Raw genomic sequence first — 23,607 nt, forward strand, 5'->3', positions numbered from 1 at the left:
CGGGGTCCGGCTATCTCCTGGCGGTCGAGCTGCCGTCCGGCGCCGCCGAGCGGCTCGACGACCTGAGGGCACTGCTGGCCGCCCTGCTCGACCCGGACCGGGGGGCCGAGCTGCCGGCCCGGGACCCCGAGGGGCTGCATGCGCTGTCGCGGGCGGTACGGCAGGACGTGCCCGAGGCCGTCGACGCGTATGTCCGCACCCGCCGGTGGAGCCGGCCGGCGCCGGGGCAGGAGGCGCCGGAGAACCATCTGGAACGGCAGCTCTCCGCGCTGCACAAGGAACTGACGGGCTGGCGGCGGACCTGCGCGAGAGCGAGGCCCGCCGCCAGGAGTCGCACACCCGCTATCTGGAGGAGCGTGGCGGCGGCACCGTGTGAGGGTCAGGGGCAGCTGATGCGGGCGTCGCCCGAGTCCGTGGTGCAGGTGTCCGAGCCGGGGCCGCCGTTGGCGGTGTCGTTGCCGGAGACGCCGTCGACGGCCTCCAGCCGGTCGTTGCCGTAGTTGCCGGTCAGGGTGTCGTTGCCCGGGCCGCCGACGAGCCGGTCGTCCTGGAAACCGCCGTCCAGGCGGTCGTTGCCGTAGTCGCCGAAGACGGTGTCGTTGCCGTAGCTCGCGTTGACGGTGTCGTCGCCGCTGAGGGCGCAGATCACGTCGGTGCCGGAGGTGCCGGTGATGGTGTCGTTGCCGCTGGTGCCGATTCGGGTGCAGCCGCGGGCGTTGTCGATCGTCGTCGTCTTGGTGGCCGTGTTGTTGCCGGGCGTCGGGTCGGACGTGGTGGAGGTGACGGTGGCCCGGTCGGTGAGGGTGCCGGTGGCGCGCGGTTCGACGACGATCGTCACCGTGGCGGCGCCCGCGGCGCCGGGGGCGAGGGTGCCGAGGTTGCAGACCGCGCCGTCGGCGTTGGTGGTGCAGCTGCCCCGGTTGGTCGTGGCGGAGATGACCGAGCCGGCCGGGCCGGTGAGCGTGTCGGTGAGGGTGACGCCGGTCGCCGAGGTGCCGGCGGTGTTGTTGGTGACGGTCACGGTGTACGTGGCACGGCTGCCGATGCTCATGGTGGTGGTGCCGGTCTTGGTGACCGACAGGTCCGCGCCCGGCGGCGCCGCGGCGACCTGATAGCGGACCAGACCGCCGTCGTCGCCGGTGTTGCCCGACGCGACGATCTTGCCGTCGGACTGGATCGCCACCGCGTTGGCGACGTCGAAGAAGCCGTTGTCCACATCGGTGGTGACTTTGCCGTCGCCGCTGAAAGCGGGGTCCAGGCTGCCGTCGGGGTTGTAGCGGGCCACCGCGAAGTCGGCCTGGCTGATACCGGCGGCGACGATCTTGCCGTCGGACTGCAACGCCAGGTCGGAGCTGCCGTCCAACGAGCCGCCGGCGAAGTCGGTGACGACCTTGCCGTCGCCGCCGAACCCGGGATCGAGCGCGCCGTCGGAGGCGTAGCGGGCCAGGGCGAAGTCGAAGTCGCTGCTCCCGGCGAGGACGATCTTCCCGTCGGGCTGCACCTTCACGCCGCCCGCCGAGTCGGCCTCACCGAAGCCGGTGACGACCTTGCCGTCGCCGTCGAACCCGGTGTCGAGGCTGCCGTCGGCGGTGTAGCGGACCACCGCGAAGTCGGAGGCGTTGGCGGGGTAGTTGTACCTGCCGCGGCCGGCGGCGACGATCTTCCCGTCGGACTGCAGCGCCACGTCGTAGGCGGCCGAGGCACCGTTCGCGAAGGCGGTGGTCACCGTGCCGTCGCCGGCGAAGTCCGTGTCGAGGCTGCCGTCCGAGTGGTAGCGGGCCACCGCGAAGTCGGACGGGCCGTACTCGAAGCCGCTCAGCCCGGCGACGAGGATCCGGCCGTCGCCGTACAGCTGCACGGCGTGCGCCTCGCCCGAGCCTTGCGTCGCCGGGAGGCTCGTGAGGACCACGCCGCCCGAGCCGAAGCCGGTGTCGAAGCTGCCGTCGGGGTTGAACCGGGTCACCGTGAACCTGGTTTCGAAGGTCTCCGGGTCCGCGCTGCGGCCGACCACGACGATCTTTCCGTCCGGCTGCACCGCGACCCCGTTGGCGACGTCCTCCCCGCCGCGCACATCGGCGATCACCCGGCCGTCCCCGCCGAACTCGGGGTCCAGGCTGCCGTCGGTGCGGTATCGGGCCAGGGCGAAGTCGATCTCGCCGGTCCCGGGGTGCTGGGTGAGGCCTACGGTGACGATCCGGCCGTCGGCCTGGACGGCCATGTCACGGCTCTCGTCGTAGGAGCCGCCGTTGAAGTCGGTGGCGACCCTGCCGTCACCGCTGAACGTGGTGTCGAGGTCGCCCGGTGCCGCGGCCGCGGTGCCGGGGAGGGTCAGGACGAGTGCCAGGACGGTCGCCGCGACGGTCCCGGCCCGGGCCGGAAGGGACCCGGGGTGGCGCCGCGCCCTTCGCGTGTGGGGTGTGAGCATGGGCGACAGCCTCGCGCCGCTCACACACACGGGCGCACGCCACGACCGGCATTGCCCTCACCGGACGCAGGAATCCATCCCGGTGGGTGAGGTGCCCGCCGTCGGCGGGGAAGCAGCACGGCCCCGCACGCCATTGTGCGGGGCCACGGTTCGTGACGATGTGCCGCCTCCCGCGGCCGGCCGTGACGATCACTGGTCAGGGCTCCCATCGGGGCCGGCCGCGGGGGAATGTGGGGGTGGCGTCGGCCACCCGGTGGGGCGCCGCTCGGGCGCCCCTTCGGTGGGGGTCGTCAGCCCAGGCGCTCCACGAGCGCGCGGTGCTGGTCCCACAGCTCCTTCGGCGTGTGGTCGCCGAAGGTGTTGAGGTGCTCGGGCACCAGGGCGGCCTCCTCGCGCCACACGTCCTTGTCGACGGTGAGCAGGAAGTCCAGGTCGGACTCGGACAGTTCGAGGCCGTCGGTGTCCAGGGCGGCCTTGGTCGGCAGCACGCCGATCGGGGTCTCGACGCCCTCGGCCTTGCCGTCCAGGCGCTCCACGATCCACTTCAGCACACGGCTGTTCTCGCCGAAGCCGGGCCAGACGAACTTGCCCTCGTCGTTCTTGCGGAACCAGTTGACGTAGTAGATCTTGGGCAGCTTGGACTGGTCCTTGCCCTTGGCCACGTCGACCCAGTGGCCCATGTAGTCGCCCATGTTGTAGCCGCAGAACGGCAGCATGGCGAAGGGGTCGCGGCGCAGCTCGCCGACCTTGCCCTCGGCGGCGGCGGTCTTCTCGGAGGCCACGTTGGCGCCGAGGAAGACGCCGTGGTTCCAGTCGAAGGACTCGGTCACCAGCGGTACGGCGCTGGCGCGGCGGCCGCCGAAGAGGATCGCGGAGATCGGGACGCCCTTGGGGTCCTCCCACTCGGGCGCGATGATCGGGCACTGCGAGGCGGGCACGGTGAAGCGGGCGTTGGGGTGGGCGGCCGGGGTCTCGGACGCCGGCGTCCAGTCGTTGCCCTTCCAGTCCGTGAGGTGGGCCGGGGCCTCCTCGGTCATGCCCTCCCACCACACGTCGTTGTCGTCGGTGAGGGCGACGTTGGTGAAGACGGCGTTGCCCCACAGCGTCTTCATCGCGTTGGCGTTGGTGTGCTCACCGGTGCCGGGCGCGACGCCGAAGAAGCCGGCCTCGGGGTTGATGGCGTAGAGACGGCCGTCCTCGCCGAAGCGCATCCAGGCGATGTCGTCGCCGATGGTCTCCACGGTCCAGCCGGAGATGGTGGGCTCCAGCATGGCGAGGTTCGTCTTGCCGCAGGCGCTCGGGAAGGCGGCGGCGACGTACTTCGACTCGCCCTGCGGCGGGGTCAGCTTGAGGATCAGCATGTGCTCGGCGAGCCAGCCCTCGTCGCGGGCCATGACGGAGGCGATGCGCAGGGCGTAGCACTTCTTGCCGAGCAGGGCGTTGCCGCCGTAGCCGGAGCCGTAGGACCAGATCTCGCGCGACTCGGGGAAGTGCGAGATGTACTTGGTGGAGTTGCAGGGCCACGGCACGTCCTCCTGGCCCTCCTCCAGCGGGGCGCCGAGGGTGTGGACGGCCTTGACGAAGAAGCCCTCGGAGCCGAGCTCGTCGAGGACGGGCTGTCCCATGCGGGTCATGGTGCGCATGGAGACGGCGACGTAGGCGGAGTCGGTGATCTCGACGCCGATCGCGGACAGCGGGGAGCCGAGGGGGCCCATGCAGAAGGGCACGACGTACATCGTGCGGCCCTTCATGGAGCCGCGGAACAGGCCCTTCTCACCGGAGAAGATCTCCCGCATCTCGGCGGGGGCCTTCCAGTGGTTGGTCGGGCCCGCGTCCTCCTCCTTCTCGGAGCAGATGAAGGTGCGGTCCTCGACGCGCGCCACGTCGGTGGGGTCGGAGGCCGCGTAGTAGGAGTTGGGGCGCTTGATCGGGTCGAGTTTGCGGAACGTGCCCTTTTCGACCAGTTCCTCGCAGAGCCGCTCGTACTCGGCTTCGGATCCGTCGCACCAGACCACGTTGTCCGGCTGCGTGATTTCGGCGATCTCGTTGACCCAGGTGACCAGTTCCTGGTGGTTGGTGGGGACGACGGAGGGAGCCGCGATGTCTCGCGCCACGATTGCTCCTAGAAAGAGGGTTTTTTGTCCTGTCTGCCCCGTGGGGGCCGCGACCCGGATGCTTCGCAGCTGCTCATCCGGTGCCGACCGCACTCATTTGATCATCCGACGTTCGCGCCCATCTGTCCAGAGGAGCTCACAGGTGAGCAGAGTGAGGATCGCCACGTGTAGCGGCGCTTCTTTGCGTCCACATGGCGTTCGGCAGAAAGTTCTTTGCCTTGACAGGGCGCAGACACAGGACGGACGGGCATGAGACGATGGCCACTCTTCGCCGGTTCATCTGCCCACAGAGGCCCGTAACTTACGGTTCCGTAGGTACGATTCGGTGTATGACTGCGTCCGCCACCGACGCGCCTCTGGACACGCCGGCCGCCGGCCGCGGTTCCGTCGCGCCCTCTCCGTCGCATCCGATCAAGCCGAAGCTCCGTGGCTGGCTGCACCTCGGCATGTTCCCGGCCGCGCTCGTCTCGGGCCTGGCGCTCACCGCGCTGGCCGACTCCCCGCGCGGCCGCCTCGCCTGCAGCATCTACGCCCTGACCGCCTGTCTGCTGTTCGGCGTGAGCGCGCTGTACCACCGGGGCAACTGGAGCCCGCGCATGGACGGCGTCCTGCGCAGGCTGGATCACGCCAACATCTTCCTGATCATCGCGGGCACCTACACCCCGCTGACCATGCTGCTGCTGCCCGGCGCCAAGGGGCAGTGGCTGCTGTGGGGCATCTGGGCCGCGGCCGCGGCCGGGATCGTCTTCCGGGTGTTCTGGGTCGGCGCCCCGCGCTGGCTGTACACCCCCTGCTACCTGGCCATGGGCTGGGCCGCGGTCTTCTTCCTGCCCGACTTCATGCGCGCTGGCGGCATCGCGGTGCTGGTCCTGGTGATCGTCGGCGGTCTGCTCTACAGCGCCGGCGGCGTCATCTACGGCATCAAGCGCCCCAACCCCTCACCGCGCTGGTTCGGCTTCCACGAGGTGTTCCACTCGTTCACGCTGGCCGCCTTCATCACCCACTACGTGGGCATCTCGCTGGTCGCCTACCAGCACGCATAACCTGCGCACCCCTCCTCGACGAGGCCACGGCTCACCTGAGCCGTGGCCTTTTTCGTATGCCCGGAAACCGCCCACCGATTGACAGTCCCTAGATTTTGAGAGCTACTCTCATTTCATGGTTACTCTCAATCCACGCCGCTGGTGGGCTCTCGGCGCTCTGGTCGCGAGCATGCTCACGCTCGGCTTCGACATGACGATCCTCAACGTGGCCCTGCCGACGATGGCCGCCGATCTCGGCGCCAGTACGGGTGAGGCGCAGTGGATGGCGGACGCGTACGTCGTCGTCTTCGCCGCGCTGATGCTGCCCGCCGGACTCCTCGGCGACCGCTTCGGGCGGCGCCGCATGCTGATCACCGGGCTGGGGATCTTCCTCGCCGGCTCGCTTCTCGGTGCCCTCGCCGACGACGTGACCTGGGTGATCGCCGCCCGCGCGGTCATGGGCGTGGGCGGCGCGCTGGTCACCCCGCTCTCGCTGTCCGTGCTGCCCTCGCTGTTCGCGGCCGAGGAGCGCACCAAGGCCGTCGGCATCGTCTCCGCCGCCTCCACGCTCGGCCTGCCGGTCGGCCCGATCCTCGGCGGCTGGCTGCTGAACCACTTCTGGTGGGGCTCGGTCTTCCTGGTCAATGTGCCCATGGCCGCCCTCGGCGTCCTGGCCTGCGTGTTCCTGCTGCCGGAGACCAGCGACCCGGCCTCCCCGCGGGTCGACCTCCTCTCCACCGCGCTCACCGCGACCGGCCTCGGCGCCCTCGTCTACGCGATCATCGAGGCCCCCACCCGGGGCTGGGGCGACTCGCTGGTCCTGGCCGGGTTCGCCCTGGCCGCCGTACTCATCACCCTGCTGGTGCTGCGCGAGCGGCGCTCCGCGCGGCCGATGCTCGACATGGGGCTGCTCGCCCAGCGCGGCTTCCTGTTCCCCGCACTCGCCGCGACCGTGGTGATGTTCGTGCTGTCCGGCCTGCTGTTCGTGCTGCCGGCGTACCTCCAGGCCGTCCTCGGCCATGACGCCCTCGGCACCGGGGTGCGGCTGCTGCCGATGATGGGCGGGCTGCTCGTCACCGCGCGGGCCGCGCAGCCGCTGGTCGTGCGCTGCGGAACGCGGTCCGTGGTCGGCGTCGGCATGGTGGTCCTCGCCTTCGCCGGACTCCTGGGCAGCCGTACGACGGTGGAGTCCGGCTACGGCTTCACCGCGCTGTGGCTCACCCTGGCCGGGGCCGGGTTCGGCCTGGCCGTCGTCCCGGCCATGTCCGGCGCGATCGGCGCGCTGCCCGCCGACCGGGCCGGCAGCGGCTCCGGGCTGCTGATGACCCTGCGTCAGGTGGGCGCCGCACTGGGCATCGCGCTGCTGGGCAGCCTGCTCGCCGGTGAGCTGGACGCGGCGAGCCTCGCCGCGTCCGCCGACCGCGCCTATGTGCACGGCATGGACCTGGCCCTGCTGGTCAGCGGGGTCACCGCCCTGGTCGCCGCGCTGGGGGCGGCCCTGTTCCTGCCGGGCCGCAGCGCGGCGGAGGTGGCCGCACCGGAGATGGCCGCGGCGAAGGCGGATGCCCGACAATGACCAGCATGACGGCCGCACAGAGCACCTCCCCCGCCGACCGCCCCCAGCTGAGCCTGCGCGAGCGCAAGAAGATCAAGACGCGTGAGGCGATCCGGCACGCGATGTACGCGCTGGTCAGGGAGCAGGGGTACGACGCGACCACGATCGACCAGATCGCCGAGCGCGCCGAGGTGTCCCCGTCGACCGTCTTCCGCTACTTCCCGACCAAGGAGGACATCGTCCTCACGGACGAGTACGACCCGATCCTGCTGGAGGAGCTGCGGGCCCGGCCCGTGGACGAGCCCTGGCCGGACTCGGTGCGGCACATGCTGCGGGAGGCCGTGCGCACCGGCATCGAGGAGGACGCCGAGGTGGCACGGCTGCGCACCCACCTCATGGTGCAGGTGCCCGCGGTGCGCTCGCGGATGATGGAGAGCATGTCGGTCACCGGCCGTGTGCTCTGCAGCGCCATCGGCGAGCGCACCGGCCGCGACCCGGACAGCCTGGAGGTGCGGGTGACCGCCATGTCGCTGGTCGGCGCCCTGATGGAGACCACCCTGTACTGGGCGGAGAACGACCACAGCGACGACTTCGCCGACCTCGTCGACCGTGCGCTGAACGTCCTGCAGCACGGGCTGCCCCGCCTGAAATCCTGAGAGCCGGCCCAGGGTCGCGTGCCATCCTGATCAGGTGAACGCACCCGAGATCCACGTCGACTTCGCCCCCGAACTGGCCCTGTTCGTCCCGTCCGACCGGCGCCAGGGCCCCACCGCCCTGCGCACCGACGGCGTCTCGACCCTCGGTCATGTCGTCGAGTCCCTCGGCGTGCCGCTCACCGAGGTCGGCGCGCTGCTCGTCGACGGCCGCGACACCCCGGTCGGGCACGTCCCGCGCGACGGCGAGAGGGTGAGCGTGCGTCCGGTCGCCCGGCCCCAGCCGGTGCCCGGCGCTCCCCTGCGGTTCCTGCTCGACGTGCATCTCGGCACCCTCGCCCGCCGGCTGCGGCTGCTCGGCGTGGACACGGCCTACGAGTCGACCGACATCGGCGACCCGGCGCTCGCCACGCGCTCCGCCGCCGAGCAGCGGGTCATGCTCAGCCGCGACCGGGGCCTGCTGCGGCGCCGCGAGCTGTGGGCGGGCGCCTACATCTACAGCACCCGCCCCGAGGAGCAACTCCGCGACGTCCTCGACCGGTTCGACCCCGAGCTGCGCCCCTGGACCCGGTGCACCGCCTGCAACGGGCTGCTGCGCGAGGCCACCAAGGACGAGGTCGCCGACCAGCTCGAACACGGCACGCAGCGCACGTACGACGTGTTCGCCCAGTGCCGCGACTGCGGGCGCGCCTACTGGAAGGGCGCCCACCACGACCAGTTGGAGGCGATTGTGGAGGGCGCGCTGAGTATGCGTACTCAGCGGGGTTGAGCAGCCGCGACGATCCCGAGCGCCCGGCCGGTGCGCTGGGATGGGCGGCATGAACACCTCGCCCCCGTCCCCCGCCCGGCAGCTGACCCGCTGGTCCACGTACGGACTCCTGCTGCTCCTGCCGACGGTCGTCCTCAGCTGGATCGTCGTGCTCAGCACCGAGCGGGGCGGCCGCTGCCTGATGTACGGAGAGCACTGCTCGACGGTTCCCGGCGCGGTGGTGTGGGGTTTCTTCTGGACCGCGGCCGGGGCCGGGGTGCTGGCACTGGCATGGCCCCGAACCCGGTGGTCGTACGCCAGGTTCGGGGCCGTGCTGGTGCAGTGGGGCGCTCAGCTCACGCTGGGTGCGCTGATTCTCAGCGGCGCCTGACGGTGTCGCCCTTGCCGCAGGCGACGCCGTCCCCGTTGCGGTCGAGGTGGTGCCGGTCGCGGCCGTGGACCGTGAGTTTCGTGCCGTAGCCCTTCTGCTTCAGCCAGGTGCAGCGCTCGGAGCTGGGCATCGCCGGGAACTTCCAGGGCACGCACTGGCTGATGGTGCCGTAGGAGTGGTCGCAGCCGTCGTAGCCCTGGGGCATCTTCATGCCCTGGTGGTGCTGGTGGTCGTGGCCGCCGCTGGTGGCCGCCTCCTCCTCCAGGTCCGTGGCGTACGCCTGGACGCGGGCCTCGGCGACCTGGCCGGCGGCGCCGACGCGGACCCACCGGGACACCGAGGGCACGCCGTCGGCGTCGACCACGCTCAGCATGTACCAGCCGGGCGGGGCCAGGTTGGGGTTGCTGGTCAGGCTGAGGTCGATCGTGGTGCCGTCGACGGTCATCGGCAGGTCGACGTAGCGCTGGTTGGGGTCGGAGGAGTGGGTGACCGCGGCCGGGCGGATCAGGGAGGCCTTCACCACCGGCTTGTCGACGGTGATGCGCTGGGTGCTGCCGTACGTCCAGGCGGTGTTCTGCAGCGAGGTGATCTGCGGCCGGGGGCCCTTGAACAGATACGGCGGCTTGTAGATCGACACGCGCTGGTCGAAGGAGCCGTCGCCCGGGTTGTTGCCGATGCTCATGACGCGGCCGTCGGGCAGCAGCACCGACGAGGAGTGGTAGGTCCGCGGGACCGGGTCGGTGGCCAGGCCCGGCTCGAAGGCGTTGGTGGCCGGGTCGTACAGGGACGCCTCGAAGACGGGGTCCTCGCGGTAGGTGTGCAGGGCGCCGCCGGTCTCCAGGACCTTGCCGTCGGGCAGGATCACCGCGGAGACGTACACCTTGCCCTGGTCGCCGGTCTGCGGGCTGCCGTTCTGGTAGTGGCCCTGCGGCAGGTCGGGTCCGGGCACGTAGGCCGGGGAGCCGGCCTTCATGTCGATGACGTCGACGAGCCGGTGCGCGTCGGGCGAGACGGTGTGGTTGCCGCCGCCGATGGTGATGACCTTCTGGTCCTGGGCGGGCGGCAGCAGCACCGACATGGACTGGTCGCGCTCGTCCTTCCTGCGCAGGCCGGGCACGTCGGCGATGGTGCCGGCCGCGTAGTCGTACACGGACGCGCCGGAGCCGGGCAGGCCGCCGCCGAAGACATGGCTGCCCGTGTAGAAGAGGCGGCCGTCCTGGAGCAGGATCATCGACGGGTACAGGCCCCAGAAGGACCAGGCCTGCTTGGCCTCGCCCATGGGCAGCCACTTGTTCTGGGCGTAGGAGAAGTGCTCGTTGACGACCGTGCCGGAGGAGTCCTCGCCGAGGCCGCCGAGGGAGAGGACGTCGCCGTTGCCCAGCGCGGTGGCCGACGGGTACCAGTGGCCGGCCAGCATGTCGTTGACCTTGACGTACTTGTTGAGCGCCGGGTCGAAGACGTACGAGGTCTTCAGGCCCTTGTAGCCGACGCTGCCGTCGGGCGCCGCGTAGTCCTTGTTGCCGCCCATCACCAGCACGCGGCCGTCCGGGAGCTGGACGTGCCCGGCGCAGAAGAAGTCCTCGGGCGTGGGGATGGCGGTGTAGGTGCCGGCGACCGGGTCGTACAGCGAGGTCTTGAAGGTGCCCGCGCGGAACGCGTCCTGGTCGTTGCCGGAGCCGGCGATCAGCAGCACCTTGCCGTTGTGCAGCAGCACGGAGTGGATGGCGCGCACCGGCGACCGGAGCGTCTGGACGGTCCACTCGCCCTTGCACTCGGGGCCCGTGCCGCCCGCCTGGCAGGGGTCGGACCCGGAGGGGACGGTGGCGTCGGTCATCGCGTAGTCGTCGGTGGTCAGGGTGCCGACGCCGTACAGGGCGCCGCCCCAGGTCACCTGGTCGGTGTCCGGCGGGATGACCGGGGTGCGCACCTCGGTGCGGGCCCAGGCGGCCGACTGCGTCAGGGTCTTGAGGTCGGTCCAGTAGACCCAGCCGAGGTCGGTGTCGTGGCGGAAGATCGTGAACGCCACGTCGGGAGTCGTCGACTTGTACCAGAAGGACAGGTCGTACTGGTGGCCCGGAGTGACCTGCGGGGCGCAGGAGTTCTCCAGCATCATCGTCTTGCGGTCGCCGCTCGCGCGCCGGGTCAGCGCGATGCGTACGGCGCGGTCCCCCGCGTGGGCGTCGTCGGTGACGGTGAAGCTGTAGTCGTTGTCGCCCCAGCCCGACTTCTCGAAGCACTGCGGGAACTGGGAGCCGGCGTCGAGGACTTCCAGGCCCGGGTTCCTGACCAGGTTGGTGGCGGCGGTGGCGGGCTGGGCGCCGAGCGGGCCGAGGCCGAGCGCGGCGGCGAACAGGATGAGAGCGGTGGTCAGCAGGCGGGTGGTTCTTCCGCGTGCCGGCCTTCGGGATGGGTACTGCACAGGTTCGTCCCCCCTTGGTGCTTGAAGAGGCCCTGGTCAGCCGTCGTCGCGGATGCGCAGGACGTCGATGCTGCCGCTGCCCTCGCCGAAGGTGGCGACGGGCGTGCCGTGCGCGAACAGGTCGCGCAGGGTGGGCAGATGCTCGCGCTCGCCGCGCAGGGCGGGCGTGGACAGGACGTAGTCGATGTCCTTCCAGCCGTGCGGCAGGGTCGCGGTGACGGCCGGGTCCTGGTCGAGCTTGTAGTGCCAGATGACACCGGTGCCGGGCCGGTGGCCGGCGTCGACGGCGTCCAGCCACAGCACGCCGTCGGTGACGACCCGGACCTGGCCGCGGTCCCCGACCTCGGCGTCGTGCAGCCAGCGCGCCGCCTCGCGGTAGACGCTGTTGTCGTCGGCGGTGGTGGCCGCGCGGTCGTGCTCGTACCAGTGCGGTCCGGCGAGTACGGCTCCTGCGGCGAGGACGGCGACCGCCGCGGCCGGCCGCAGCCAGGCCCGCCCGGACGTCCGGGGCAGCCGGGTGACCAGCGCCTCGGCCAGTCCGGCGGCGGTCAGGGCGAGGAACGGCAGGGCCTGGACGATGTACATCTGCGGCAGATAGCCGCCGGGCCTGAGCGCGACCAGGGCGAGGACCAGCACGGCGAGCGCGGCGGGCCGCAGCCGTCGTACGGCGAGCGCGACCAGGGCGGCCACGGCCCCGCCGATCAGCAGGTACGGGTCGCGCTCCAGCCAGTCGGTGAACAGCCGGTGCGCGTCGGTGCCGTCCTGGAAGGCGGAGCCGCTGCCCTCACGGCCGCCGAGCTGGAACTTCAGCGTGCCGAGCAGCGAGACATGTCCCGCGCCGGGCAGCAGTTCGCCCTTGAGCAGGGCGTACAGCGGATAGAACAGGACGGTCAGCACGAAGCCGGAGCCGAACCCGGCGAGGGAGAACTTGCGGGTGCTGGGGTGGCTGCCCTGCCAGAGGGCGACGACCAGCACGGGCAGCAGGACGGCGATGGTCTCCTTGGAGAGCACCGCCAGCGCGAAGGCGACACCGGCGGCCACGTGATGCCACAGATGGCGGCGCGGCGAGAGCGCGAAGGCGAGCGCGGCCAGCACCCACAGGACGGCGAAGTTGTCCAGGTAGATCTGCCGGTGCAGGACGACCGCGAGCGGGGACAGCGCGTACAGCAGCATCGCCGCGGCGGCCGTGGGCCGGGCGAGTCCGAGGCGCCGGCCGATCACGAAGACGAGGACGCTCGCGGCGGCGGCCACGGGCAGCATGGCGATCCGGCCCTGGACGTAGGCGGGCAGATCGGGCAGCAGCCACTCGGGCAGCCAGGACACCCCGGCGAGCTGTATCCAGCCCAGCGGCGGGTGGTCGTACCAGTAGGTGTAATGCGCAAGTTCGCCGTGCCGTACGGCCCAGGCCTGCGCGAGATAGGTGCCCTCGTCGTCGTTGGGGAAGGGGAAATTCCCTATTCCCAGGGCCCGGACCAGAATGCCGACCGCGAGCACAGGTGTGACCCAGAAATAATCGCGGCGAAACAAATCCCGGCGCCGAGGCCGGGAAACGGAAGGAGAACTTTCGGAAGCTTCGAACTCGGATCTGACGCGCACACGAGTGTGCGACACGGCTGTCCCCACCTTGAAACCCCCCGGAATCAGGCATGCCGGCACATCATGACACAGGTTCCGGCCAAGGTTGAGGGGAACACCAAATTCCGGGCGAGGCGAGGATCAGCACCTCAAGGCGCCATTGCGGGGGAAATAACGACCTGCTAGCTTCGGCCGATTCGCACCACCGTTTCACAGCAAGGATGACCAGAAAGACCAAGGGGGGAATTCATGGTCTCCGTTGTGCTGTTCATCGATTCCATCGTGCTCATGGCCGCCGCCGGCGTGACACTGTGGTGGATGCTGCACGCCTGGCGCACGCCCGAGACACTGGAGTCGACGGCCTTCGCCGCACCCGACGGCCGCGCCGAACTGTCCTTCACCCTGCTGGTGCCGGCCCGCCACGAGGAGGCGGTCCTCAGGCACACGGTCGAGCAGATGCTGCGCATCGACCACCCCGCCTACGAGATCATCCTGATCGTCGGCCACGACGACCCCGGCACCTCCGCCATCGCCCACGAGCTCGAGGCCGAGCACCCCGGTGTCGTGCGCACGGTCGTCGACACCCACGAGAAGAAGAACAAGCCCCGCGCCCTCAACACCGCCCTGCCGTACGCCCGTGGCCAGGTCGTCGGCGTCTTCGACGCGGAGGACGTCGTCCACCCCGAGCTGCTGGCCCACGTCGACTTCGCCTTCCGCCGGGAGGACGCCGACGTCGTGCAGGGCGGAGTCCAGCTCATCAACTACGAGAGCAGCTGGTACAGCCTGCGCAACTGCCTGGAGTACTTCTTCTGGTTCCGCAGCCGGCTGCATCTGCACGCCCGCAAGGGGTTCATCCCGCTCGGCGGCAATACCGTCTTCGTACGATCCGATCTGCTGCGCGAGACCGGCGGCTGGGACGGCAACTGCCTCGCCGAGGACTGCGACCTGGGCGTGCGCCTCTCCTCCGGCGGCGCGAAGGTCGTCGTCGCCTACCACTCCGCGCTCGTCACCCGCGAGGAGACGCCCGACTCCGTCAAGGCGCTCTACAAGCAGCGCACCCGCTGGAACCAGGGCTTCCTCCAGGTGCTGCGCAAGGGCGAATGGCGTCAACTGCCGGGCGTGGGGCAGCGGTTGCTGGCCCGCTACACCCTCAGCACACCCTTCGTGCAGGCCGCGACCGGCGTGATGATCCCCCTCGGCATCCTCTTCGCCGTCATCGGCGGCGTCCCGCTGCCGTTCTCGATGTTCGCCTGGCTGCCCATGCTGCCGATGGCCGCGATGATCGTCTTCGAGGCGGTCGCGCTGCACGACTTCGGCCGCGAGTACGGCTTCCGGATCGGCTTCGGCCACTACGCCAAGCTGATCCTCGGCGGGCCCGTCTACGCCGTCATCCTCGCGGCCGCCGCGCTGCGGGCCGTGTGGCGCGAGTACACCGGCCGTCGCGACTGGGAGCTGACCTCCCACGTCGGCGCCCACCTCGCGCAGCCGGCGCCTCAGCCCCAGGAGGTCCGGTGACGGCGCAGACCGCCGATGTCTCCGTCGTCGTCCCCGCCTTCGACCGATCCGCCGACATCCCCGAACTGCTCACCCGGGTCCGCGCCGGGATGCCGGCCGGCCTGCGCTTCGAGGTCGTGCTCGCCGACGACACCCGGCAGATGGTTCAGCGGGCCACCGCGCCCTGGATCGTCGTCCTCGACGCCGGCCTCCCGCACCCGCCGGAGCTGATACCCGCGCTGATCGCCCAGGGGGAGGCGACCGGCGCGGAGCTCGTCGTGGCCGGCGGCTCCGGCGCGGGCGGCGGCCACCGGCGGCTGCTCGCCAAGTCGGTGTTCCCGCGCGCCCTGCACGGGCTCAGCGACCCGCTGAGCGGGCTCTTCGCGATCCGCAGGGCGGCGGTCGAACGGGCGGCCTCTTCGGCCGACGGCCCTCAGCCGCTCGGCCACCGGATCCTGCTGGAGCTGGCCGTACGCTGCCGTCCGCGCGGCATCGCCGAGGTGCCGTACACGTTCGGCGGGCGGCACACCCGTGAGGCCGGGTCGAAGGGGCTGCACCTTCTGCGCCACCTCGTCGCCCTGCGCACCGCCGATCCGAGGGCCCGGGCGATCGTCTTCGGGCTGATCGGGCTGTCCGGTTTCGCGCCCAACCTGCTCCTGCTGTGGCTGCTCCACGGCTGGGGACTCGCCTACACCCCGGCGGAGATCCTCGCCAACCAGGCCGGGCTGCTGTGGAACTTCACGCTGATCGATTCCCTCGTCTACCGCGATCAGCGGCGCCATCGCCGACGCGCCGTACGCCTGCTGTCGTTCGCGGCGGTGGGCAACGTCGACCTGGTCGCCCGTATCCCGCTCGCCGCGCTGCTGATGGGCACGACGGGCATGACCGCCGTACCGGCGACGGCGCTCGCGATGGTGCTCGTCTTCACCGCCCGCTTCCTGGTCGTGGACCGCCTGCTGTACCGCCGGCCGCACACACCGGGAACTGTCCCCGCGCGGGTGGCGGCGCCGGAGCCGGTGGGCTGACGCGGCGGGTGGGGAAGGGGCCCCGTCCGCACGGGGCCCCTCTCCTACTGGCTGAGCTTCTCCCGCAGGGCCTGGCCGTCCGTCACCGGCAGGTCGCAGACGAAGTTGCGGCAGACGTACGCCGTCGGCGCGCCGCCCACCAGCGTGCGGTCGGCGAGGAGCGGGAACTCCTCACTGTCCGGGACGCCGTACGCCACGACGGCACCGGGCGCGGTGGACAGCAGGGCGGTGCGGTGCAGGGCGCGGGTCGCCGGGTCGCCGAGCGCGGGGCCGACGACGGCGACCTCACGCGGCCCGTCCAGCAGCGCCTCGGCGACGGCCAGGCCCCAGCCGATGAACCGCGGCACCCGCGGTCCGAGCGCCTTGACCACGCCCAGCGCCCGCTCGGCGGCGGCCCGGTGGGGCTCGGCCCCGGTGTGCGCGGCGTACGACAGCAGGGCGCCCGCGGCGGCGGTCCAGCCGGAGGGGGCTGCGTTGTCGGTGGGGTCCTGCGGCCGCCGGATCAGCCGCTCGGCGTCCACGGCCGTGTCGTACAGGGCGCCCGACTCCGCGTCGACGAACCGGGTCAGGACGTGGTCCAGGAGCAGCCCGGCGAAGTCCAGCCAGACGCCCTCGCCGGTCACCGAGGCCAGCGCCAGGAAGCCCTCGGCGACGTCGGCGTAGTCCTCCAGGACACCGGCGTTCGCGCCGACGCGGCCGTCCTTGCTGGTCCGGGCGAGACGGCCGTGGTCGTCGAGGTGGACGCGGACGAGCAGGTCGGCGGCGGCGAGGGCCGCGTCGACGAGGTCCGGCCGCTCCAGACAGGCGCCGGTCTCGGCGAGCGCGGCGATGGCGAGCCCGTTCCACGCGGCGACGACCTTGTCGTCCCGGCCGGGAGCGGGACGCCCGGCACGGGCGGCCAGGAGCCGGGAACGGATCGAGGCGACCTTCTCAGCGTCGAAGACGCCCTCCTGCTGCGGGAGTTGGAGCACCGAGGCGCCCTCCTCGAAGGTGCCCTCCTCGGTGACGCCGAAGTACTGCGCGGCGAGATCGGCGTCGTCCCCGAGGACCTCGCGGAGCTGGGCCGGCGTCCAGACGTAGTAGGCGCCCTCGACGTGCTTGCCGGTGCCGTCGTCGCTGTCGGCGTCCAGCGCCGAGGCGAAACCGCCCTCGGGCGTGCGCAGTTCGCCGACCAGGAAGTCGGCGGTCTCCAGCGCGACCCGCCGCGCGAGCTCGGAGCCGGTGGCGCGCCACAGGTGGGTGTAGACCCGGCACAGCAGGGCGTTGTCGTACAGCATCTTCTCGAAGTGCGGCACGATCCAGTCGCGGTCCACGGAGTAGCGGGCGAAGCCGCCGCCGAGCTGGTCGTAGAGGCCGCCGCGGGCCATCCGCTCGCAGGTGTCCTGCGCCATCTGCAGGGCGCCCTCGGCGCCGGTGCGCGCGTGGTGCCGCAGCAGGAACTCGATCACCATGGACGGCGGGAACTTCGGCGCCCCGCCGAAGCCGCCGCGCTGCGCGTCGTACTCGCGGGTCAGCCCGAGCAGCGCCTGCGCCAGCTCCTGCTCGCCGGGCGCCGCGGTGCCGCCGAAGTCGATCTCCCGACCGGCCAGGTCCCGCACGATCTTCCCGGCGACCTCGGCGACCTCGTCCCGGCGCTCGTCCCAGGCCTGCCGCACCCCTTCGAGCACCTGCCGGAAGGACGGCATGCCGTGCCGCGGGGCGGGCGGGAAGTACGTCCCGAAGTAGAACGGCTCCCCCTCGGGCGTCAGGAACACGGTCATGGGCCAGCCGCCCTGCCCGGTCGCCGCCTGCACGGCCTCCATGTAGACGGCGTCGACGTCCGGGCGCTCCTCGCGGTCGACCTTGACGCTCACGAAGTGCTCGTTGAGGTAGTCGGCGGTGTCCTGGTCCTCGAACGACTCGTGCGCCATCACATGGCACCAGTGGCAGCTCGCGTACCCGACGCTGAGCAGGACCGGTTTCCCGCTCTTGCGCGCCTCCTCGAACGCCTCCTGCGACCAGGGCCACCAGGCGACCGGGTTGTCGGCGTGCTGGAGGAGATACGGGGACGTCTCATGAGCCAGTCGGTTCGGCATACCCCCATCCTGCCGCAGGGGCCCTCCCGTCACGCGCCAGGCGTGCCCCGGGCCGTCTCCTCGCACCTCGGCGTCCCGCCGCCGGGCGTCCGTGCCGCCGCGGGTCAGGCCGGCGGCGAAGGCGACGGGGCCGGGGCCGGGGCCGTGCCGCACGGCGGCCTGCGCTCCGGCGGCCGCGGCGGTCGAGGTCCCCGAGCCGGTGCGACGGCACCGGCCCAGGCCGGGTGACCCGCGCGGATCACCAACTCGCCGCCTCTCCCCCACAGTTCGACCACATGCCGCCCCCTCGCCCCGCTGCTCCCCGCGCCGCACACTTGACCCCGTACGCCGTTGGCGCCGGAGGGGGACATGACATGAGGGACGGTCATCGGGCGGAGGCCGAGCGGTTGTTGGTGCGGGCCGTGGAGGAGGAGGTGCGCCGGTCGGGCGGCCGCAGCGACGGCAAGGTGCTGCTGGCCCGGGCGCGCGCGTCGCTGGACACGATGGCGGGCGCCGCGGCCGACGAGTACGCCGCCTATGTGCGCGCGCTGGACGAGTCGGACGCCGGCCGGCTGACCTTCGGGCAGCGCTACGCGCGCGAGGGCGGCGGCACTCCGCTGCTGGTGGCGGCCGTCGCCGCGGGCGCCGCGGTGGTGGCCGACCTGGCGCTGGGCACCGGCGGCGGGACCGCGCTGAGCGCGGGCGCGACCGTCGGGGTGGTGGGCGCCGCGGCGACCGTGGTGAAGGTGGCGGGCTCCCATCTGCCGGCCGCGCACCGGCGGGCGGGCGCGGCCGGGCAGCCCGGCGGGCCCGAGCAGTTGCGGCTGCAGTGGCTCACCGCGCTGGAGGTGCGCGGGATCCGGCCCTTCCTCGACCAGCAGCGCGTGCTGGCCGCGTCCACCGGCCCGAAGAAGACCGGGCCCAAGCTGCTCGGCGCGGACAAGAGCGCGGCGGCGCGGGGCCGGAGCGTGCTGGAGCAGTCGTTCGGGCATCTGCCCGAGCCGTCGGGGCCGTTCGCGGGGCGGCGCCAGGAGCTGGCGCGGATCCGGCAGTGGGTGCAGGCGGCCCGCGCCAGCACCAGCACCCGGCCGACCGTGGTGGTGCTGCACGGGGCGTCCGGCAGCGGCCGTACGACCCTGGCGGTGCGGGCCGCGCACGATCTGCGCGACCAGTTCCGCGGGGCCTGCCTGGTGGACCTGCGCGGCGACAGCCCGGAGGAGCCTCCGCTGTCCACGCGCGATGCGCTGCTGCATCTGCTGAACCGGCTGGGCGCGCCGCGCGAGCAGTTGCTGTTCCGGGAGCGCTCGTCGGCGGACCAGCAGGTCAAGCGGCTCAGCGAGCTGTACCACCAGCATCTGACGGGCGTGCCCGTCACCGTCGTACTCGATGACGCCTCCGATCCGGAGCAGGTGCGCACGCTCGTGCCGGAGCGTTCCGACAGCCTGGTGCTGGTGACCGCGCGGCGGCCGCTGGAGCTGTCGGCGGAGCTGCCGGCGTGGGTGCATCAGCTGGCGGTGGAGCCGCTGGACGCTGCGGGCGCGGAGGAACTGCTGGGGGCGGACGGGGCCGGCGGGGGCCCGTACGACGCGGTGGCGGCCGAGGAGATCCGCGAGCTGTGCGGCGGGCTGCCACTGGCACTGCGGATCGCGGGGTCGTCGCTGGTGGCGGGGGCTTCACCGGCTGCCGCGGGGACTTCGCCCGGCGCAGGCGCTTCGCCTGCCGCGGGGGCGCGGTCGCCGCGGGCGCTGGCCTCGGATCTCGGGGCGTACGGTCCCGTCGAGCCGGTCGAGCGTGCGCTGTGGCTGCGCTACACCGACCAGCCGGAGCCGGCCCGGCGGCTGCTGCGGCGGCTCGCGCTGGCCGGACGGGCCTCGCTGGGCGCGGCCGCGGCCGCCTCGCTGCTCGCCACGGACGAGGCGGAGGCGACCCGGCATCTGGAGGCGCTGTCCCGGGCCGGCCTGCTCGACCATGTCCGCGGCAGCCGCTACCGGCTGCACGACCTGGTACGCGCCTTCGCGCACGCCCGGCTGCTGGACGAGGAGGACCCGGCGGAGCGTACGGCCGCGCAGGAGCGGCTGATCGTGAACTACGCCGACCTCGCCGACTCGGTGCTGCGCCTGGTCGACGGCAACATGTCGACCCGCTCGGACCGCTTCGGGCCGCACGGCTTCACGTCGCTGGACGAGGCGCTGCGCTGGCTGGACGACGAGTCGAGCTTCATCACCTCCACGCTGCGGCACGCCGAGGGCGTGAACCAGGCGGCCGTGCTGAACCTGCTGGGCGCGCTGTGCGACTACTGCCTGCTGCGCGGCGACCTGTACCGGCTGGGCGAGATCAGCGAGCTGGCGCAGGCCGTGGACCAGGGGCTGCTGCTGCGCTCGGTGCAGTGGCGTACGGGCATCGCGGCCCGGCAGCTGGGCGAGCTGGACCGGGCACGCACCACGCTGGCGTCGGTGGTGGACCTGTACCGGGAGGCGCATCACGACGCGGGTGCGGCGCGCGCCCTGTGCTCGCTCGGCATCACCCTGCACCACCAGGGCAATCTGACCGAGGCGTCGGCGAAGCTGCGCGAGGCGCTCGATCTTCAGGCCGCGCCCGAGCTGACCACGGACCGGGCCTGGACGATGCACGCGCTGGCGGCGGTGGAGCGTGACCGCGCACACCTCTCCGAGGCACTGGACCTGCTCAACCGCTCCCTGGAGCTGCACCGCTCGGGCGAGTCCGTGCACGGCGAGGCCTGGGCGCACTACCAGCTCGGCCAGCTGCGGCTGCGCCTGGGCGACGTACCGCGCGCGGAGTCGGAGCTGCGCGCGGCCCTGGAGCTGTACGGCCGTACCCGCGACGCCCGCGGTACGGCGTGGGCGCTGACGCAGCTGGCGCGGGCCCGGCTGGTGGCGGGCGACATCACGCCCGCGGCGGACGGGCTGCGCCAGGCGGAGACACGGCACCGGGAGAACGAGGACGCGCGCGGCGAGGCCTGGACGCTGTACTACCTGGGGCAGGCGCTCGAGGAGTCCGGCGACCTGGACCGTGCGGTGCGCGCGCTGGAACGGTCCCGCACGATGTTCTCCCGGATGCGGGACGTCTACGGCCTCGCCTGCGCCCGGCATCATTCGGCGCGGGTGACCCGTGACCAGCGGGCCGCGCAGACGGGCTCCCTGCGCAACTCCGGCTTCGCCCGCCAACTGCTGGTCGACGCCCGAGCCGACTTCCAGCGCATCGGCGTCGCCCACGGCGAGGCGTGGACGTGCCTGGAGCTGGCGGTGGTGGACGCGGGCAACGCCCGCACCGCGCAGGCCCTCGCCCTGTGCGACGAGGCGCTCGGCCTGTTCGCCGGCTACGGCGACCGCCGCGGCGAGGACTGGGCCCGCTTCCTGCGCTGCACCCTCCTGCCGTACGCCGCCCCCGGCGGTGTCGACGTCGGTACGGCGGTGGCGCAGGAGGAGCTCGCCCAGCTGGCCCGCGACACGCACGGGCTGCGCGACGAGAAGCTGGACGACTTCATCGAGGCCTTCCAGCTGCTGCTGGAGCGCGGCGTGAGCCTGGAGGCCGGCTGGCAGGCGTGGCGTCTACGCATGGTGCCGGACCGGCACGCCCGCGAGGTGATGGGGGTGCTGGCGGCGCGGGCGGCGTCGTAGAGCATGCAGGCCGCGGGGCGGGCCGGACAGCCCGCGGCGCGGCTCGGCGTGACCTGCGCCGGAGAGACCTGAGGTCACTCCCGGGTCACCGAGCCGCGCCGGTGCCTACGTCGGCGTGCGGCTCAGCCCTTGGCGGGCGAGGCCTTGCCGGAGACGTCGGCCTGCGTCGTCTCCCGCTCGGGGGTCTCCTGGAAGTCGACCTTGCTCATGTGGCGGTTCATCGACTTCATCAGACCCCAGACGGCCAGGGCCATCACCGCGAACACGATGAAACCGAGGACGCCGGGGGTCACCTTGTCCTTGTCGATCTCATCGGCGAGGGGGACGAGGTGCGTCAGTGCCAGGCTTGCGCTCATGTCAGGCATTGTCGCGGATGCCCGCGAAGAGGTCGTCCTCGGGGAGGGTGGTGTCCACGAGCGACTTGGCGAGCTCGTACTCCTCCGTCGGCCAGACGTCCTTCTGGACCTCCATCGGCACCCGGAACCAGGGCCCCTCGGGGTCGATCTGCGTGGCGTGCGCGACCAGCGCCTTGTCACGGATCTCGAAGAACTCGGCACACGGAATGTGCGTGGTCAGCGTGCGGTCCTTGTGACCGGAGTCGTCCCAGCGCTTGAGCCAGTCGCCGTAGGGGGAGTCCAGGCCGCGGTCGAGCATCGCCTGGTGCAGCGCCATGGTGCGCGGCCGGTTGAAGCCCTGGTTGTAGTACAGCTTCCGCGGCTGGTACACCGGCCCGAACTCGTCCTCCGGGTACTTCCCGGCGTCCGCCGCGCCCTCGAACGCCACCATGGAGATCTTGTGCGTCATGATGTGGTCGGGGTGCGGGTAGCCGCCGTTCTCGTCATAGGTGGTGATCACCTGCGGCCGGAAGGCGCGGATCTTGCGCACCAGCTCACCGGCCGCCTTGTCCACGTCCTCCAGGGCGAAGCAGCCCTCCGGCAGCGGCGGCAGCGGGTCGCCCTCGGGCAGGCCGGAGTCCACGAATCCGAGCCACTCCTGCTTGACCCCGAGAATCTCGCGGGCCTCGTCCATCTCTTTCTTGCGCACCTCGTGGATGTGCTCCTCGATGTACGTGTCACCCTGCAGCTTCGGGTTGAGGATGGACCCGCGCTCCCCGCCCGTGCAGGTCACCACCAGCACGTCCACCCCCTCGGACACGTACTTGGCCATGGTGGCCGCGCCCTTGCTCGACTCGTCGTCGGGGTGGGCGTGCACGGCCATCAGTCGTAGCTGGTCAGTCAAGACTCAATCCTCAAGTCGAAGTCGGCGCCCGGGGTGACCGGGTGCGAACGGCGGCTTCTATAGTGACCGAATCGGGGGGCGAATAATTCCGGCTCCGGGTCCGGGGCCCCTTTCGGGACATTCGTCCCGCACTGCCGAGAGGACGATCATGAGTACGGCGAGTACGCGACTGCCCGAGGGCCGTTACGGCCGTTCCTCGGACGAGCGCGCCGACCGCAGGCTCAAGGTCGTCGGCATCGCCCTCGGCGCGGCCCTGCTCGCCGCGGTGGGCTGGTTCGGCTACCACTACGTGGCCGGCACCGACATCAGCGCCCAGGTGATCGGCTTCCAGGCCGAGGACGACCGGGTGAAGGTGCATCTGGAGGTGCACAAGGAGTCCGGGACCAGCGGCTACTGCACGGTCCGCTCCCAGGCCGAGAACGGCGCCGAGGTCGGCCGGGCCGACTTCCGCTTCGACGGCTCCGCCACGCGCATCGACCAGGTCGTCACGCTCCGTACCACCTCCCGGGGCACCACCGCCGAGCTGGTCGGCTGCCACGAGGACTGACGTCAACCGAGCGCTGTCGGCCTTCCTCGGAATACCGGGCGCTGACCTGCGTTGACGGGATTTTAGTGACTTATGTCCTCCCCCTTCCGCCTCTGAATTGTTAGGCTCGTGGTTTCGCCCACTCATGAAGGAACATTCTTCTGGGTAGGGCGATGCTTTGTATTCCCAGTACCGACGAGGAGCACCCTGTGACCCAGACCAGCGAGAACGTCACCTGGCTGACCCAGGAGGCGTACAACAAGCTCAAGGACGAGCTTGAGTACCTTACTGGTCCTGCGCGCACGGAGATCGCCGCCAAGATCGCGGCCGCGCGCGAGGAGGGCGACCTGCGCGAGAACGGCGGGTACCACGCGGCCAAGGAGGAGCAGGGCAAGCAGGAGCTCCGTGTGCGCCAGCTGACCCAGCTTCTGGAGAGCGCCCAGGTGGGCGAGGCCCCGGCTTCGGCGGACGGCGCGGTGGCCCCCGGCATGGTCGTGACGATCGCCTTCGACGGTGACGAGGACGACACGCTGACCTTCCTGCTCGCCTCCCGCGAGTACGCCAGCGCCGACATCGAGACCTACTCGCCGCAGTCGCCGCTCGGCTCCGGCGTGATCGGCCACAAGGTCGGCGAGGACGCCGAGTACGAGATGCCCAACGGCAAGAAGGCCTCCGTGCGCATCCTCAAGGCCGAGCCCTACCAGAACTGAGCCACGCTTTTTCCGGAGC

Annotated in this window: 17 protein-coding genes and 1 pseudogene; 11 read left to right on the top strand and 7 right to left on the bottom strand. The window is 71.7% G+C overall.

Annotation, left to right across the window (positions count from 1 at the left end):
* Positions 1 to 8: 8 nt before the first annotated feature.
* Positions 9 to 376, top strand: a pseudogene (locus RKD23_RS13900) (hypothetical protein); the annotation flags it as partial.
* 3 nt (positions 377 to 379) lie between these two features.
* Here the strand turns inward: RKD23_RS13900 and RKD23_RS13905 are convergent.
* A complete protein-coding gene (locus tag RKD23_RS13905; protein WP_424853969.1) occupies positions 380 to 2,425 on the bottom strand; it encodes a calcium-binding protein in 2,046 nt (681 codons plus the stop codon).
* A 290-nt stretch (positions 2,426 to 2,715) separates the two neighbouring features.
* The gene (locus RKD23_RS13910; RefSeq protein WP_424853970.1) at positions 2,716 to 4,539 is read right to left on the bottom strand and encodes a phosphoenolpyruvate carboxykinase (GTP); all 1,824 of its coding nucleotides are present in this window, start codon (positions 4,537 to 4,539) and stop codon (positions 2,716 to 2,718) included.
* 329 nt (positions 4,540 to 4,868) lie between these two features.
* On the opposite strand from RKD23_RS13910, the gene trhA reads away from it, so the two are divergent.
* The 5 genes from trhA (at position 4,869) to RKD23_RS13935 (ending at position 8,908) form a co-directional block, all read left to right on the top strand.
* Positions 4,869 to 5,582 carry a PAQR family membrane homeostasis protein TrhA gene (gene trhA / locus RKD23_RS13915; RefSeq protein ID WP_424853971.1) on the top strand — a complete coding sequence of 238 codons (714 nt, stop codon included), beginning with the start codon at positions 4,869 to 4,871 and terminating at the stop codon, positions 5,580 to 5,582.
* Between the two features lie 115 nt (positions 5,583 to 5,697).
* Positions 5,698 to 7,137: a DHA2 family efflux MFS transporter permease subunit gene (locus tag RKD23_RS13920; protein WP_424853972.1), complete on the top strand. Its 1,440-nt coding sequence runs from the start codon at positions 5,698 to 5,700 to the stop codon at positions 7,135 to 7,137.
* The gene (locus tag RKD23_RS13925; protein ID WP_424853973.1) at positions 7,134 to 7,772 is read left to right on the top strand and encodes a TetR/AcrR family transcriptional regulator; all 639 of its coding nucleotides are present in this window, start codon (positions 7,134 to 7,136) and stop codon (positions 7,770 to 7,772) included. The genes RKD23_RS13920 and RKD23_RS13925 overlap by 4 nt, the downstream gene beginning before the upstream one ends.
* A gap of 34 nt (positions 7,773 to 7,806) precedes the next feature.
* Positions 7,807 to 8,538 (top strand): Mut7-C RNAse domain-containing protein, encoded by a 732-nt coding sequence (locus RKD23_RS13930; protein WP_424853974.1) that lies wholly within the window; start codon positions 7,807 to 7,809, stop codon positions 8,536 to 8,538.
* 49 nt (positions 8,539 to 8,587) lie between these two features.
* Complete coding sequence (locus RKD23_RS13935) at positions 8,588 to 8,908, top strand: hypothetical protein (RefSeq protein ID WP_424853975.1); 321 nt, start codon at positions 8,588 to 8,590, stop codon at positions 8,906 to 8,908.
* On the opposite strand, the gene RKD23_RS13940 is transcribed toward RKD23_RS13935, so the two are convergent.
* Both RKD23_RS13940 and RKD23_RS13945 read right to left on the bottom strand, forming a co-directional pair.
* Entirely contained in the window at positions 8,895 to 11,327 is a 2,433-nt protein-coding gene (locus RKD23_RS13940) for a galactose oxidase-like domain-containing protein (RefSeq protein WP_424853976.1), read from the bottom strand. The genes RKD23_RS13935 and RKD23_RS13940 overlap by 14 nt on opposite strands.
* A gap of 36 nt (positions 11,328 to 11,363) precedes the next feature.
* Positions 11,364 to 12,821, bottom strand: a complete 1,458-nt coding sequence (locus tag RKD23_RS13945; RefSeq protein ID WP_424853977.1) for an ArnT family glycosyltransferase — start codon at positions 12,819 to 12,821, stop codon at positions 11,364 to 11,366.
* A gap of 330 nt (positions 12,822 to 13,151) precedes the next feature.
* Between RKD23_RS13945 and RKD23_RS13950 the strand changes: the two genes are divergently transcribed.
* Together RKD23_RS13950 and RKD23_RS13955 are read left to right on the top strand one after the other, a co-directional pair.
* A complete protein-coding gene (locus tag RKD23_RS13950; RefSeq protein ID WP_424853978.1) occupies positions 13,152 to 14,417 on the top strand; it encodes a glycosyltransferase in 1,266 nt (421 codons plus the stop codon).
* Positions 14,414 to 15,421 carry a GtrA family protein gene (locus RKD23_RS13955; RefSeq protein WP_424853979.1) on the top strand — a complete coding sequence of 336 codons (1,008 nt, stop codon included), beginning with the start codon at positions 14,414 to 14,416 and terminating at the stop codon, positions 15,419 to 15,421. Before RKD23_RS13950 ends, RKD23_RS13955 begins: the two co-directional genes overlap by 4 nt.
* A gap of 44 nt (positions 15,422 to 15,465) precedes the next feature.
* Here RKD23_RS13955 and RKD23_RS13960 read toward each other — a convergent pair whose 3' ends face one another.
* Positions 15,466 to 17,496: a thioredoxin domain-containing protein gene (locus tag RKD23_RS13960; RefSeq protein WP_424853980.1), complete on the bottom strand. Its 2,031-nt coding sequence runs from the start codon at positions 17,494 to 17,496 to the stop codon at positions 15,466 to 15,468.
* Positions 17,497 to 17,849: 353 nt separating this feature from the next.
* On the opposite strand from RKD23_RS13960, the gene RKD23_RS13965 reads away from it, so the two are divergent.
* Positions 17,850 to 21,113 (top strand): tetratricopeptide repeat protein, encoded by a 3,264-nt coding sequence (locus RKD23_RS13965; protein WP_424853981.1) that lies wholly within the window; start codon positions 17,850 to 17,852, stop codon positions 21,111 to 21,113.
* Positions 21,114 to 21,235: 122 nt separating this feature from the next.
* On the opposite strand, the gene RKD23_RS13970 is transcribed toward RKD23_RS13965, so the two are convergent.
* Together RKD23_RS13970 and mca are read right to left on the bottom strand one after the other, a co-directional pair.
* Complete coding sequence (locus tag RKD23_RS13970; RefSeq protein ID WP_424853982.1) at positions 21,236 to 21,469, bottom strand: hypothetical protein; 234 nt, start codon at positions 21,467 to 21,469, stop codon at positions 21,236 to 21,238.
* A 1-nt stretch (position 21,470) separates the two neighbouring features.
* Positions 21,471 to 22,331: a mycothiol conjugate amidase Mca gene (gene mca / locus RKD23_RS13975; protein ID WP_424858230.1), complete on the bottom strand. Its 861-nt coding sequence runs from the start codon at positions 22,329 to 22,331 to the stop codon at positions 21,471 to 21,473.
* A 169-nt stretch (positions 22,332 to 22,500) separates the two neighbouring features.
* Between mca and RKD23_RS13980 the strand changes: the two genes are divergently transcribed.
* The gene (locus tag RKD23_RS13980; RefSeq protein ID WP_424853983.1) at positions 22,501 to 22,899 is read left to right on the top strand and encodes a DUF4307 domain-containing protein; all 399 of its coding nucleotides are present in this window, start codon (positions 22,501 to 22,503) and stop codon (positions 22,897 to 22,899) included.
* Positions 22,900 to 23,087: 188 nt separating this feature from the next.
* Positions 23,088 to 23,588 (top strand): transcription elongation factor GreA, encoded by a 501-nt coding sequence (gene greA, locus RKD23_RS13985; protein WP_424853984.1) that lies wholly within the window; start codon positions 23,088 to 23,090, stop codon positions 23,586 to 23,588.
* The last annotated feature ends 19 nt before the right edge of the window (positions 23,589 to 23,607 follow it).

Source organism: Streptomyces sp. SAI-170 (assembly GCF_049739565.1).
Lineage (GTDB): Bacteria > Actinomycetota > Actinomycetes > Streptomycetales > Streptomycetaceae > Streptomyces.

Excerpts from the sequence above, each read along its gene's own strand:
- RKD23_RS13960 (WP_424853980.1), bottom strand. The coding sequence starts at position 17,496 with ATGCCGAACCGACTGGCTCATGAGACGTCCCCGTATCTCCTCCAGCAC.
- RKD23_RS13925 (WP_424853973.1), top strand. The coding sequence starts at position 7,134 with ATGACCAGCATGACGGCCGCACAGAGCACCTCCCCCGCCGACCGCCCC.
- mca (WP_424858230.1), bottom strand. The coding sequence starts at position 22,331 with ATGGCCGTGCACGCCCACCCCGACGACGAGTCGAGCAAGGGCGCGGCC.
- RKD23_RS13970 (WP_424853982.1), bottom strand. The coding sequence starts at position 21,469 with ATGAGCGCAAGCCTGGCACTGACGCACCTCGTCCCCCTCGCCGATGAG.
- RKD23_RS13905 (WP_424853969.1), bottom strand. The coding sequence starts at position 2,425 with ATGCTCACACCCCACACGCGAAGGGCGCGGCGCCACCCCGGGTCCCTT.
- RKD23_RS13920 (WP_424853972.1), top strand. The coding sequence starts at position 5,698 with ATGGTTACTCTCAATCCACGCCGCTGGTGGGCTCTCGGCGCTCTGGTC.
- RKD23_RS13935 (WP_424853975.1), top strand. The coding sequence starts at position 8,588 with ATGAACACCTCGCCCCCGTCCCCCGCCCGGCAGCTGACCCGCTGGTCC.
- RKD23_RS13980 (WP_424853983.1), top strand. The coding sequence starts at position 22,501 with ATGAGTACGGCGAGTACGCGACTGCCCGAGGGCCGTTACGGCCGTTCC.
- RKD23_RS13950 (WP_424853978.1), top strand. The coding sequence starts at position 13,152 with ATGGTCTCCGTTGTGCTGTTCATCGATTCCATCGTGCTCATGGCCGCC.
- RKD23_RS13965 (WP_424853981.1), top strand. The coding sequence starts at position 17,850 with ATGAGGGACGGTCATCGGGCGGAGGCCGAGCGGTTGTTGGTGCGGGCC.
- trhA (WP_424853971.1), top strand. The coding sequence starts at position 4,869 with ATGACTGCGTCCGCCACCGACGCGCCTCTGGACACGCCGGCCGCCGGC.